This is a genomic window from Phocaeicola sp. GP0067, from assembly GCF_031119655.1.
GTDB classification, from domain to species: Bacteria; Bacteroidota; Bacteroidia; order Bacteroidales; family Bacteroidaceae; genus Phocaeicola; species Phocaeicola vulgatus.
Map to the genome: position 1 here is coordinate 106,846 of NZ_JAVHZY010000008.1, position 13,055 is coordinate 119,900.

The 13,055-nt window shown below is 40.8% G+C and carries 17 protein-coding genes; 11 read left to right on the top strand and 6 right to left on the bottom strand.

Annotated elements, in window-relative coordinates:
• Positions 1 to 6 precede the first annotated feature (6 nt).
• The 7 genes from RE317_RS08770 (at position 7) to RE317_RS08800 (ending at position 5,658) form a co-directional block, all read left to right on the top strand.
• A complete protein-coding gene (locus tag RE317_RS08770; RefSeq protein WP_117889567.1) occupies positions 7 to 1,227 on the top strand; it encodes a hypothetical protein in 1,221 nt (406 codons plus the stop codon).
• Positions 1,228 to 1,288: 61 nt separating this feature from the next.
• On the top strand, positions 1,289 to 2,308 hold the full coding sequence (locus RE317_RS08775) for an acyltransferase (protein ID WP_005851553.1): 1,020 nt from the start codon (positions 1,289 to 1,291) through the stop codon (positions 2,306 to 2,308).
• 293 nt (positions 2,309 to 2,601) lie between these two features.
• Positions 2,602 to 3,732 carry a DUF1972 domain-containing protein gene (locus RE317_RS08780; RefSeq protein WP_117873439.1) on the top strand — a complete coding sequence of 377 codons (1,131 nt, stop codon included), beginning with the start codon at positions 2,602 to 2,604 and terminating at the stop codon, positions 3,730 to 3,732.
• Entirely contained in the window at positions 3,686 to 4,555 is an 870-nt protein-coding gene (locus tag RE317_RS08785) for a YjbH domain-containing protein (protein WP_005851557.1), read from the top strand. Before RE317_RS08780 ends, RE317_RS08785 begins: the two co-directional genes overlap by 47 nt.
• Positions 4,556 to 4,744: 189 nt before the next feature.
• Entirely contained in the window at positions 4,745 to 4,960 is a 216-nt protein-coding gene (locus RE317_RS08790; protein ID WP_005843196.1) for a hypothetical protein, read from the top strand.
• 13 nt (positions 4,961 to 4,973) lie between these two features.
• The gene (locus RE317_RS08795) at positions 4,974 to 5,381 is read left to right on the top strand and encodes a putative toxin-antitoxin system toxin component, PIN family (RefSeq protein WP_032934818.1); all 408 of its coding nucleotides are present in this window, start codon (positions 4,974 to 4,976) and stop codon (positions 5,379 to 5,381) included.
• Between the two features lie 52 nt (positions 5,382 to 5,433).
• The gene (locus tag RE317_RS08800) at positions 5,434 to 5,658 is read left to right on the top strand and encodes a hypothetical protein (protein ID WP_258968769.1); all 225 of its coding nucleotides are present in this window, start codon (positions 5,434 to 5,436) and stop codon (positions 5,656 to 5,658) included.
• A 219-nt stretch (positions 5,659 to 5,877) separates the two neighbouring features.
• On the opposite strand, the gene RE317_RS08805 is transcribed toward RE317_RS08800, so the two are convergent.
• Entirely contained in the window at positions 5,878 to 6,129 is a 252-nt protein-coding gene (locus RE317_RS08805) for a hypothetical protein (protein ID WP_117873443.1), read from the bottom strand.
• Positions 6,130 to 6,306: 177 nt separating this feature from the next.
• Between RE317_RS08805 and RE317_RS08810 the strand changes: the two genes are divergently transcribed.
• Complete coding sequence (locus tag RE317_RS08810; protein WP_258968768.1) at positions 6,307 to 6,501, top strand: hypothetical protein; 195 nt, start codon at positions 6,307 to 6,309, stop codon at positions 6,499 to 6,501.
• 167 nt (positions 6,502 to 6,668) lie between these two features.
• On the opposite strand, the gene RE317_RS08815 is transcribed toward RE317_RS08810, so the two are convergent.
• Positions 6,669 to 6,848, bottom strand: a complete 180-nt coding sequence (locus RE317_RS08815; RefSeq protein WP_008782394.1) for a hypothetical protein — start codon at positions 6,846 to 6,848, stop codon at positions 6,669 to 6,671.
• Between the two features lie 248 nt (positions 6,849 to 7,096).
• Between RE317_RS08815 and RE317_RS08820 the strand changes: the two genes are divergently transcribed.
• Complete coding sequence (locus RE317_RS08820; RefSeq protein ID WP_117889597.1) at positions 7,097 to 8,677, top strand: DUF4373 domain-containing protein; 1,581 nt, start codon at positions 7,097 to 7,099, stop codon at positions 8,675 to 8,677.
• Positions 8,674 to 10,752, top strand: coding sequence for a DnaB-like helicase C-terminal domain-containing protein (locus tag RE317_RS08825; protein WP_181987487.1), 2,079 nt, complete (start codon positions 8,674 to 8,676; stop codon positions 10,750 to 10,752). The genes RE317_RS08820 and RE317_RS08825 overlap by 4 nt, the downstream gene beginning before the upstream one ends.
• A gap of 381 nt (positions 10,753 to 11,133) precedes the next feature.
• Here the strand turns inward: RE317_RS08825 and RE317_RS08830 are convergent, their stop codons facing one another.
• Positions 11,134 to 11,448, bottom strand: coding sequence for a hypothetical protein (locus RE317_RS08830; protein WP_005851565.1), 315 nt, complete (start codon positions 11,446 to 11,448; stop codon positions 11,134 to 11,136).
• 32 nt (positions 11,449 to 11,480) lie between these two features.
• Between RE317_RS08830 and RE317_RS08835 the strand changes: the two genes are divergently transcribed.
• Complete coding sequence (locus RE317_RS08835; protein WP_165859754.1) at positions 11,481 to 11,636, top strand: hypothetical protein; 156 nt, start codon at positions 11,481 to 11,483, stop codon at positions 11,634 to 11,636.
• A 140-nt stretch (positions 11,637 to 11,776) separates the two neighbouring features.
• Here RE317_RS08835 and RE317_RS08840 read toward each other — a convergent pair whose 3' ends face one another.
• The 3 genes from RE317_RS08840 to RE317_RS08845 all read right to left on the bottom strand — a co-directional run bounded on the left by RE317_RS08840 (position 11,777) and on the right by RE317_RS08845 (position 12,941).
• Positions 11,777 to 12,193: an N-acetylmuramoyl-L-alanine amidase gene (locus tag RE317_RS08840; RefSeq protein WP_007846495.1), complete on the bottom strand. Its 417-nt coding sequence runs from the start codon at positions 12,191 to 12,193 to the stop codon at positions 11,777 to 11,779.
• Positions 12,193 to 12,297, bottom strand: a complete 105-nt coding sequence (locus tag RE317_RS20975) for a smalltalk protein (protein ID WP_151848801.1) — start codon at positions 12,295 to 12,297, stop codon at positions 12,193 to 12,195. The genes RE317_RS08840 and RE317_RS20975 overlap by 1 nt, the downstream gene beginning before the upstream one ends.
• A gap of 155 nt (positions 12,298 to 12,452) precedes the next feature.
• On the bottom strand, positions 12,453 to 12,941 hold the full coding sequence (locus tag RE317_RS08845; RefSeq protein ID WP_005851571.1) for a hypothetical protein: 489 nt from the start codon (positions 12,939 to 12,941) through the stop codon (positions 12,453 to 12,455).
• Positions 12,942 to 13,055 lie beyond the last annotated feature (114 nt).

A 13,055-nucleotide genomic window follows, 5' to 3' on the forward strand; every position in this document is an offset into this window, starting at 1 on the left:
GAAGAGATGATGAGAAAAGATGGTAAACTAGTAATAAAATTGAATAAATATTTCTTCTTGAATTTATCAATATTTATTATTACTTTGTCTGGCTCTTTGTTTATTGTTAACATGGAGATGCAGAATGCTTTGGAATTTTTAGGATATGGAATTTTCTTATCAATTATTTTTATTCATTATCGTAGAATATGCTACGGTTATAAAAAAAAATATCTAAATAGAACTGTCTTTATTCTTGGCATCTTATTTGCTCTTGGAATCTTGGTGCAATCTTTGACTTGGATGACAAAATTCTCTTTAATTTTTACAATGATTGTAATTGTCTTTTCTGCTATTATTTTTGAAGGGTTTCTTATTTCCTTTAAAGATATTAGAAATTTGTCTTATGCAATATTATATGGGGTGGTTATTTCTTTTGTTTTAGCAATATGCACGGGAATAGGTTTGTTTGATGGAAGTGAAGGTACTTTGGGATTTAATGGAGGTATTTTGTTTAAAAATTATTTTGGGTCTGATGTCTTAGCTGTATTTATAGGACTATTTTTAAATGCAAAATATGGATGTAAGTATAGGCTTGATAAATATGTTATGGCCGTTTGTGTTATACTTATTTTTTTATCTATGTCAAAAGGAGCTATTATGTTATTCTTTTTCTTCCTTTTTGCATTTAGCTTGGATAAAGTTAGAAAAATAAAAAGGGAACAACGGAATAAAATACTATTTATCATTGCGGTAGTTGTAATGATAAGCTCCGTTTTTTTTTATGTAAATTATGCAATGAATATAGATACATATATGTATAGAATTAGAGGGCTATTGAATTATTTGGATTATTATGAGGAGCATATATATTATATGGTATTTGGAAGTGCAGAAATGGCTTATGAAAAGGATGTGCCATACGTAGATGCAATTCGTAGTACAGTCGGGTGGGATGGAACACTTGAATTTGCGTGGTTGAATATTTTGATTAAAAATGGATTGTTGGGTGTCGTTGGATATATAATAATATTTATTCGTTCATATAATGTGATGTTTTTTAAAACAAATGATTGGTCTTTAAGAACTCCCTGTTTTGCAATAACTACAATTTGTATGTTGTCTTCTTTTGTTGAACCATATATTCAAAGTATTCATGCTGTATTTGGTGTTTATTGTTATTTGATTATGGCATCGTTATGTGGGATAATACATTGTTCTCGAACTTCTTTATTTGCTCGTTTATAAAATAAATGGTAGGTGAATAAAATTTTATAAACACTTTGAATTTAATTTTGAGAAAGTACTTATGAATAGATACAATAATCTGAATGGATTTCGTGCTTTTTGTGCTATTGGAATCGCTTTGATGCATATCCTTGCTAATATTTCTCCTACTCCTCATTTACACAATATAACTCCTGTTATTGAGTGGTTTACAAATTTTGTTTTTCTATTTTTTATTATAAGTAGTTTTTCTCTTTGCTGTGGTTATTATGAACGTATAAAAACAGGCAGTATAACATTGAACTGTTTTTATACGAAGCGATATTGGCGTATCTTGCCTTTCTTTGCATTCCTTAGTTTAATAGATATAATGATTGGATTTTCTAAAGGAAGTTTGTTTGAGGCATTTATGAATTGTACATTAGTTTTTGGACTTTTACCTAATAATAGTTTAGAGGTGATTGGGGTAGGATGGTTTTTAGGAACTGTATTTCTATTTTATATGTTATTTCCATTCTTTGTTTTTTTAATGAATAGTAAGAAGCGTGCGTGGTTTGTATTAGGTATAACAATAATCATAAATATACTTTGTCAAGAATATTTCTTTACGGAACAGTTTATTAATTTTAATCCAGGCAGACATAATATACTATATAGTGCACCTTATTTTGTTATAGGTGGACTACTTTATTTATATAGAAAGGAGATACATAATTGGATGAATATAATAGGAGGGTGGATGTTACTGTTTTGTTTAGTATTGAATATAGGGTATTTTTTATTACCAATATCAGATTTGTTAGGTCATTCTTTATTCCCATTGTTGATTGTCTTTACTGCATACCATATGTATGCCTTAGGCTCTGATAAAAAATGGTTGCATAATAAAATAATAGATTTTCTTAGTGGTATATCTATGGAAATCTACCTTTGTCATATGGTGATGTTTAGGGTAGTAGAGAGACTACATTTAGAAAATTATATATCAGATAGTAATCTAAATTATGTTGTAACTTCTGTTCTTACAATTTGTTTGGCTATATGCTTTGCGTATTGCGTACAAAGAGGGTTGGATAAATTGTTATTGAAGAAAATAGCATGAAATTTATTTTCAAAGTTAAATCTTTATTATAATTGAAAAGAAATTACTCTATTGGGTAATCGGAAAGTATTTGTTGTAACAATGAGAATGTCTTTCTGAATGTAGTTATGTACAATTTTTTGTATTAGAAAAACATTTGTACGAAAACGTAAAAATAACCGAGTTAAGATAAATTCTTTACTTTCTCTTTGGCATTTTTTCTGCACAAAAATAATAATCTTGTTTTTATATATTCTTTAGTACCAAAGTATGCTTGTCCATGTTTTGGTTAAACTTCATACATTTAATTTTCAATGAAAATAGCTTTTATTAGCACTCGTGGTATTCCCAACAACTACGGAGGTTTCGAACAATTTGCTGAATACATATCTGTAGGTTTAGCAAAAAGAGGTCATGAAGTGACCGTTTATTCTCCTCATTTCCATCCTTATAAGGAGAAAACTTATAAAGGAGTCCGTATTAAGCATATATATAGTCCTGAAACATGGATGGGGAGTTCTCTTGGGAGTTTTTTTTATGATTTTGCTTCACTGAGAGATGCACTGAAACGAGATAATTTTGATATCATCTATGAAGCTGGATATACTAGTATTGTGCCTGCTTATATTTGGTTTGATGTAAAGAATATTAAATGTCCCATATTCACAACGAATATGGACGGTTTGGAATATAAACGTACCAAATTTAATAAATGGGTACGGAAATTCGTCTTTTGGGAGGAACGGATGACAGTTAAGCATAGCCATTACTTGATAGCTGACAATATGGGGATTTATGATTACTATAAAGAAAAATATGGTAAAGAAAGTAAGTTCCTTGCTTATGGGGCGGATGTTCACGATGACTATAATTCGGAATATCTAAAAGAGTTTAATTTGATTCCGGACAGTTATTATCTGCTTGTGGCAAGATTGGAGCCTGAAAATAATATAGTAATGGCTATAGAAGGATATCTTGCTTCTAAAGAGAATGGATGTAAACCATTGGTCATTATAGGAAAGACCAATACTCCTCATGGCAAGGAATTGGTAGCACAGTATGGTAGAGAAAAATCTATACGTTTTATGGGGGGGATTTATGATTTCAAGAAATTGAATTCGATACGAAAGTTCTCTTTTGCCTATTTTCATGGTCATTCGGTGGGAGGAACAAACCCGTCGCTTTTAGAAGCTATGGCTTCAGATTGTTTTATTTTAGCGAATGATAATATATTCAATCGGGCTGTATTAAAAAACAATGCGGAATATTATCATACAGTTGCCGATGTGAGAGAGTTATTGAATGATATAGATGCTGTTGTAGCAAGGGATAAGGATAATTTTATAAATGGAAATTTAAAAGAGATTCGTACGGAATATTCTTGGGAACATTTAGTAGATGAGCATGAAAAATATTTTAAGTGGTTGCTTGCACAAAAACATTGATAGCATAGGAGGGGCTTGGATTGGAATTATTGTTTGGGGATTTTTGTGCGTTTGTACTAATAGCTATGGACAGGCATTGAGGGGAACAACAGGATTACTTCATGCTCCAACAGCGGATATGCAACAAGATAAAACTTTTATGTTTGGTGGGAATGTCTTGGATATCATACCATTGCATTATTATGATTTTGATGTAAAATATACTTTTAATTATTATATTAACATTACTATATTTCCATGGTTGGAAGTGGGGTATACTTGTACATTGAATTATGCCAATGAAGGTTCTACTTATTTCCCAGAGCAGTCATGGGGAAAGTATACAAATCAAGATCGATCGTTTAATTTTCGATTACGTGCATGGAAAGAAGGTTGGTGGAAGTCATGGACACCACAGATTGTAATAGGAGCTGACGATCCGGGTACTCATGATAGTTATGGTGGAGGGGGTATATCTAGTCGTGATCAAAATGGAGGAAATTGTTTTTTTAATCGTTATTACGTTGCTGCAACGAAACATGTTACTTTTAAAAATATAGGAATTTTAGGAGTGCATTTTTCTTTTGTATTAGATAGACCTGCCACTTGGAAGCATCACAATCGTCCTGCTATAGGAGCTAATTTCCAATGTAGATTTCCAAATCAGGAATCATTAATAGTGAAAGCTTTGAACGGCTTGGATCTGATGGCCGAATATGACGCCCGCACCGTGAACATCGGGGCGCACTACCAGCTTTGGAAAGACCACATCAACCTGATTGCCGAATTGAACAACGGGAAATACTTCTCTGGTGGCATTTACTTCAAAATCCATCTGAAATGATAAAAAAGATTATCCGATTAGGATCTCCGGAATAGATTTTACTCTACAACATTTTGAACATCGGGTGTAAGGGAGATATTGTTGCAAGATTTATCGAGTCATATTTCATAGGCGTTAATTAATGAGAAACATTTTGGATATTATCATTATAAATTCTATATTCGCATAGAATTTATAACCGATATAATTATGGAAACTACAGTATTCAACCCCATACAGAGGCATTTGTTGGAAATGTTTTCTTACGATAAATCTCAGGAAGGTCTGGAAGAATTGAAAGAGGTGCTCTTTCAATATTATTCCAAACGGATGAATACAAAGTTGGATGAACTTTGGGATAAGGGAATTCTTGACCAGAAAAAGCTGGATGAAATAGCTGAAATGGATATCCATTCATTAAAATAACGTCAATGGCTAGCTGGTTCTTGGTACGAATTGTCTTATTCAAAGCATTCCTCAAAGGAGTCGTTACCATGTCTTGTGGCAATCCTTTGTGGACGGAAAGAACAAGCTCTGTGTATCCAATGAAATATTGGAGGAATATATAGAAATTCTGCAAAGACTTACCGACAATGAAACGGCGGAATATGTGGTGAAAACCATATTGAACAGTCCGTTTGTTGAATTGATAACTCCATTCTATCACTTTAATCTGATTACAGTCGATCCTGATGACAATAAGTTTGTGGATTGTGCCATTTCGGCCAATGCGCACTACATTGTTACCAACGACCATCATTATGATGTGCTGAAAGATATAGATTTTCCCAAAGTGAATATTGTAAATATTCAACAATTCTGTATTTATCTGTCACAAGAAAAATAATTTTTTAGGTAAAAAAGGAGGATTTATAGTTAGAAATATAAGTATAACAGATATGTATATGAGTGTATTGTCTTTACTGAGTGTAGATGAAAAGCTGGATTTGATTGCAAAACTGACAAATTCTATCAGAAATACGTATACAAAGGAACAGGATATTGAAACAGAAGATCCTTTTGCTTGTTACGAAGGCGATTGGGGCGGAAATATGTCGGCTGAGGAATATGCAGATGATTTACGTAAATCACGTACCTTTACACGTACGATAGATACTTGGTAAATATGGATTTTCCAGCCATTTCTTGCCCGACTTGGCATAAAGCCATATAAGGAATGCTCCTGCCACTTTTAGCAACAATTGTAAAAGTCACACCATCTAACTGTGTCATAGATTACAGATTCTTTATCCACTTCTTCCCTGACGGTGTTTCGGTGTAAATCCAAAAAGCCGTTACCGGTATCGCTATTATTATTAGTCCTATCAATGCAACCATAATTATTATCTCTTTAAAATATTATTTCCAATCTTTGCAAATTCAAAAGCCACTAGTACTCCTACAACAACAAGTGCAATCATCAAATAGTTTGTATATAATTCATTCTGGAATAATGTAACCAGCAATCCTACGACCAGCACAGTATAAGTGACTTTACAAAGATCAAAGAAAAGACTGGCAAGTTTTTCACGCCTTACCTTATCTTTCTCTTTAACCTCTTTCTTTACTTCCTGTTGTTCACTCCAATTTCCCATAGCTTATATTCCATTAGCCTTTCCGCTTTACCGAAACCGGTAAAATTGGATGCCGGACTTTACGGAAAAGGTGATGCGGCAAAGTTACCGATAAGGGGGAGAACTTCCAAACATTTCGGTATTAAAATAACCTGTTGGCAGAATTAAATATGTGCTAATTTAATTCTGCCAACAGATATGTATATGAGTGTATTGTCTTCACTGAGTGTAGATGAAAAACTGGATTTAATTGCAAAACTGATAAATTCCATCAGAAATACGTATACAAAGGAACAGGATATTGAAACAGAAGATCCTTTTGCTTGTTACGAAGGCGATTGGGGCGGAAATATGTCAGCTGAGGAATATGCAGATGATTTACGTAAGCCCTAATTTGAGGGTTTGCCTTTCTTATATCCAACTGTTGCAAAGATAATAAAACAGCTATTCCGGGTGCAAAAACCGCCATAGAGGCAGTCTCCATACAGAGGCGCTCTATGGCGGTTTCCCGTTTCCCCACGTTTACCGGGGAAAATTCCCGTTTCCGGGAAGCCGGGAGGTTACTCTTCCATTTTGAGCTTGCCCAGTTCTTTCAGGATGTGCTCCATGGCTTCTTTGTAAACCTCCGGTTTCTCCTTTTCCATCCATTTCATCAGTTTGAAGTAAGAATTTGGAGTCACAATCTTTCCGTCTCGAATTTTGGTGGCGGTGGATCGGCCTATCGCACCTTTGTCGTTCAAGTTGCTGGGGTTTAAATCGCTTCTTCGCACGGCATTACTGATGCAAGTGCTGATGATCTCAAATTTTTTTCATGTTACTAAAAATTAAATTATTAAATAATAATTTGTAAATAGCATAATCATAGCTACTTACAAAATGTCTCGGCAAAGATAGGAAATATTTATTAACAATTGCCTGTTTTTGTGAGCAACGCCCTATTTATATTTTGCGTTCCTTTGCGTTATATTTATACTAACACACAAAAGAAATGGATTATACAGAGCAGTTTATCCGGCTGAATTGCAGCTTGATGTCGGATTACAAAATGATGAAGCTGAATGCCGACATGAAATGCATGGGGCTGGGGTTGTATCTTGAAACGATATTGTTTCTGCGAAAACAGCAGGAATACAAACATGATTTTAACGAACTGGATTTGCTGGCCGATCAGTGGGGAGCTACCGTGGAAAATCTGCAACATCTTATTAAGGACTTCGATTTGTTTCTCATTACAGAGGACGGGTATTTCCGATGTCTGTATCTGGACGAGGTGATGGGATATCAGAGCAAACTTTCCGAGCAACGTGCCGCTGCCGGCAGTAAGGGAGGGAGAAGCAGTAAGAAAAGTACGGTGAAAGCATCTGCAAAAGCAACTGCGTCTACAATAGGAAGGGGCAGAATCAACGAAGGGAAAAACGGTGATACGTCCTGCATGGATCGTAACGAGGAAATCTATACGAAAAGCGATGATACACCTTGCATGGATAATAACGGGGAAGCCTACATGAAAAGTGGTGATGTACCCTGCACGGATAATAACGGGGAAGTCTACATGAAAAGCGATGATACACCCTGCGTGGATAATAACGGGGAAATCTACATGAAAAGTGGTAATACACCCTGCATGGATAATAACGAGGAAATCTACCTGAAAAGCGATGATATATCTTGTGTGAATAATAACGGGGAAGTCTACCTGAAAAACGGTGATACACCTTGCATGGATAATAACAAGGAAGTCTACCTAAAAAGCAGTGGTGCACCCAGTATGGATAGCCAAGAGAGAATTTATATGGAAAGCAGGAATGTAGATAGTAACAAGACTGTCTGCATGGAGAGCAGCAAGCCAATCCATTCGGATTATAATAAGGAAATCTACAAGGAAAACAGCACGGAAAGCAACGTGAAAAGTAGTGCGGAAAGTATGAAAAATACGACTGCAAAAAATACAAATGAAAATTCAGTCAAAAATGTGATTCAAAGTGTTGATAATGAGTGTTATGGAAAGAACTTGCAAGCAAGCTTTAAGCAAAGCTTTATAAGAGAAGAAAAGAATAGAGGAGAGAAGAAAAACAACAATAACAAAGAAAAAGAAATAATTGCTGTTGCTGCTGTTGATAAACTTTCCCGATTTTCCGAATTGTCCGAAACGATGCCCCGATGGGAACAATGCATCAATGAAGCTTTCATTACTCAGAGTTGGCTGGAGGCTGTGGGGATGATGTCAGGTTTGAAAGAACTCTTTTTGAACAATCTTTCTTTTATTCGTGATCTGTTCAAGAAACATGTCGTGGCACAAGGAAACACAGGAGGAATCACTTCCGTGTCCGAAGCCGAAGCTTATTTCGCCAACTACATCCGCCGAGAAAGGCCCACCCGTCTTTTTCTGGAAGAAAAGCTGAAAGAAAGAAGCCGGATGCAGAATGAATCGACATCGCTCTCGCCCTACGAAACGTACAATCCGCTGACCGGTGAACGTTCGTATTGCGGAGTTCCTCTTCCTGCCGATGCACCCCCGCGCCCCAACGGACGTGCCACCTGGGATAACCTGAAACAGAGCTGGATATGACGCGCGAAGAACATGCAGACTATGTGCGGTGGCTGAAAAGCCTGCCGCGCAGAAAGGACCATTTCCGTATGCCTTGTCCCGAATGTTCCGCAACGCGAAGCAATCCCAAAGATCCTTCGTTCAGTGTGCATATCACCCGTGAAGGGGGATGGGCGAAATGCTTTCATTGTGATTTCGCCATAGCGTGGAACGAGGACGAGATGTGGAAAAGAGAACAGAAACAACAAGACCGGGAACGACAGAAACAGCAGAAGGATGCACCGCAGCACCGCAACACGTCGCAGCATCACGATACAGCATCGCAGCAACGCAACACGTCGCAGCACCATGATGCAGCACCGCAGCACCATAACACGTCGCAGCACCACGATGCAGCATCGCAGCACCGTAACACGTCGCAGCATCACGATGCAGCACCGCAGCACCGTAACACGGCGCAGCACCACGATGCAGCATCGCAGCACCATAACACGTCGCAACGCAAGCCGCACATCCCCCTGCAACCGCCTGTACATTACGTATGCCCGGTAATCAATAAAAACAAACAAATTATGAATGGAGAAATGATGGAATACATGGTCGGCAGACGAGGTATTCCGATGGACGTCCTGACAAGGATGAAGATAGAGGAACGCTTGGAATTCCTGCCGCAGACCGGCAAGGAAGAAGCCTGCATCTGCTTCCCTTACCTGGAGGACGGAGTAATGAAAAACATGAAATTCCGGGATGCCGCAAAGCATTTCAAGATGGTGAAAGGAGCCGAGCTGATTCCTTGGAACATAGACGCCATAAAAGGGAAGGAAAAGTGCTACATCACCGAAGGCGAGATAGATGCCCTCAGCCTGATAGCCGCAGGACTGGAAGAGGTGGTGTCCGTACCCAACGGAGCCGGAGGCGCGAACCTTCAGTGGCTGGACCGCTTCGTGGAGTCGCACTTCGATGACAAGACGGAAATCATCCTGGCCATGGATACCGACAGGCGCGGAGTGGAGTTGCGCGACGAACTGGTGCGCCGCCTGGGCATGGACCGCTGCAAGGTGGTGGCCTGGGGAGAAGGCTGCAAGGATGCCAACGAGTATCTGTTGAAGTACGATCTTCCGAGGCTCCGCCAGCAGGTGGAGCAGGCGGCGGAAATCCCGTTGGAAGGAGTCTTCTGCCCCATGGACGAATGGGATACGCTGATGGATATTTATTACAACGGAATGCCGGAGGGAGCCGATACGGGACTGGAGAATCTGGACCGGCTGATCAAGTTCGAGCGTGGTTTTGTGCTCACGGTTACAGGCGTTCCCGGCAGCGGAAAAAGCGAGTTTGTGGACGAAATTGCCATGCGCCTGCTCCTGCGCCACGATTGGAAGGTGGGCTATTTCAGTCCGGAGAATACCCCGCTGGCCTATCACTACCGCAAGCTGATACGCCGCGTGGTGGGCAAGCGTTTCGAACACAAGGGGATGCCGTTGCCGGAAGCCGGACAGGCCATCCGTTACCTGGCACAGAGTGTCTTTTCCATTATGCCGAAAGAGGACTTCTCGGTAGAGAGCGTGCTCCGCATTGCCGCCCAACTGGTGAGCCGGAAAGGAGTGAAGGTGCTGGTGGTGGACCCCTTCAACCGCTTCGAGCATCAGATTCCCGACTGGGAAACGGAAACGCAGTACATCAGCCGCATCTTCGACGAGTTCTCCAATTTTGCCGTGAAGCACAAGGTGTTGCTCATTCTGGTGGCGCATCCCACCAAGTTGCGCCGCGAACCGGGAAGCAAACGCTGGCCTGTGCCCACGCTGTATGATATCAACGGCTCGGCGGCCTTTTTCAACAAGACGGATTATGGAATGGTGGTAGACCGTAACGATGAACTGGGGCAGGTGCTGGTGCGTGTGGCCAAGGTACGTTTCGACCATCTGGGCGGACCGGGAGATGCTTTTTTCGCCTTCAGCACTTACAACGGACGCTACACGCCTACCGAGGAGAGGACCTTGGATCATAATCCGCCCGAACCGAAGTGGGAGCATACCAATTTCCTGACAGAGAAGCTGAAGCCCGAACAGCAGGGCCTGGGGTTTAATGAGGGGGAATGAAGTAGTTGAATGTTGCTGTTCCTGAATAACTTGGGGATAGGAGAAGGGAGATGTCAAAACAAAAAGGACAACCCCGAAAAGTTACAGATAGTAATTATAACACGTAAAAGGATCGTATCAAGCTCTGTATGGAGTAATGATACGACCCTTTCTTTAGTCTTTTAGGATGCTCAAATTTCAGATTGTAAGTTCATGTTTTCAAAAACTGAGTTTTGACATTCGCCTTTTAGGTCTTGTAGTTACAGTCTGTAACTTCTCGGAGTAGTTATTTTATTTTGACATACCCCCTTTAAAAGTTGCTTACAAGTAGATCATGCTGCCGGCAGGCTTTACTGATTACTGGTCATTCCTCAGTGATCACTGGTCATTCCTCATTAGTCATTAAAATCCTCTCCACCGTTCCCGTTTTATCTCCTCGCACTGCCGTCGCTGCCATGCGGGCATTATTTTCTCCAGCTCTTTCAGTTTCCATCCCTTCATAAAGCGTATCTCGTCCTTTTCCTGCTCCGTGCACAGGCTGATGCGCAGCAGTTCGGGATAGAGCACCTGTATATGGAAAATCTTGGCTCTCCACAGCAGCATGGACATCTGCCAGGGGGTGAGGGCTTGGATGCGGTTCAGGGTGAGCAGCATTTCCAGATAATGACGGTAGAAGGCTTTGTCCACGGTCATGAGTTGGTTTATCAGATAGTTCATTTTTATTATTGTTAAATGAAAAGATTAGTTGAATGAAGGGTCAGGAAATCAAAGCGGAGGAAAGGAACGCTATCTTTGGAGAAATCATCCTTGAATACAGTATCTTTGAAGAAGCCTCTTTGGAAACAAACGGTTCTCATTGGATACGCTATCTTTGGAGAAAGCCACCTTGGATACGTTATCTTTGAAGAAACCTCTTTGAAAACGAACGGTTCTCATTGGATACGCTATCTTTGGAGAAAGCCCCCTTGGATGCGTTATCTTTGAAGAAGCCTCTTTGAAAACAAACGGCTCTCATTGGAAACCCTATCTTTGGAGAAAGCTTCCCTTAAAAGCGGTATTCCTTCACAGCATCAAAACAAGGGCACGGCTTCACGGGATTCAAGTCATGATGCCCCACTATCAACGCTTTGGGGAACAGGAGGCGCAGCTCGCGCAACAGTGCCAGCATACTTCCCTTCTGCATCAGAGTACGCGTATCGGCAGGTGTGCAGTCCGCCGAGAGTCCTCCTTCATAGCAGATGCCGATAGAATGCCGGTTATGGTTCTTGCAATGCGCTCCCACCTTTTCCAGAGGTCGTCCGCGGTGAATCTCTCCGTCACGGGTGATATAGAAATGATATCCTATGTCCGTGAAGCCCCGGTGGCGGATGTGGTCCCGGCGGCAAGTCTCAAAATCCAGCCTCCGCCCCTCAGGGGTGGCGGAGCAGTGGATAATAATCAGGGTAATGGTTCTCATGATCATCAGATACAGGCGTTCAGACCGAGTGCGCCGGCAACAGCGGTGGCTACGGTGATAATTACTTTCAGAATCAGTGTCCAGGTGTTTTTCTTTGTTTTTGAACTCATTGGAATTTTGTTTTAGAGGTTGATAATAAATGAATTGTAATGGAAGCCAAGGGCTGAATGTACCCCAACGAAAACGGCTTGTCACAGGGGCACATTCAGCCCTTTAGCGTCGTGCCTTTAGCGTCGTGCCTTGCTTCCGTCGTACAGGGGTTCCGTCAGGCCTGTCCTCCGTTTTCCGGCTCCTTCGCCTCTCCGGTAAGATCCACACTGGTCTTTCCGGCTTTCAGCGCCTTCACCACCAGTCGGGCCGCCTTGCGCGTGGCCACCAGGTTGAACACGGCTTCCTCCTGCAAGTTCTGGAAACGTGTTCCGGCACTCCAGTTCACATTCAGCTTTCTGACGTGGATGGCAGGATTGTAGTCGGCAGCGCTTTCCGCTCCTATACTGTTGATGCTGATGGAGAAATCCCCCAAGTCGCCCAGCTGTATCTTCTGTCCTCCCAGAAGCTGTTCCCTCATGCAGTCCACCGCCATGGTGAGGATAGCCACGATGTCCGCACGCTTGTACACACAGCCGTGGCTGGCGATGTGCTCGGCAAAGCGGTTGATGTCCATCACTTCCGAATACTGTGCACTGGCGTAAGCCTTCTTGGCGGCATCCGCGTCCATCGGATTGCTACGCATAACGATACTGTAATTTACCATAGTCTGTTAAAATTAAAAGTTGATAATTGAGAATTAAGAAACACTGTTGCCGGGGAATGAAGCAAGTCAGACGTCAGTCACTGTCCATTAACCGTCAGCCACTGGTTGCCGACT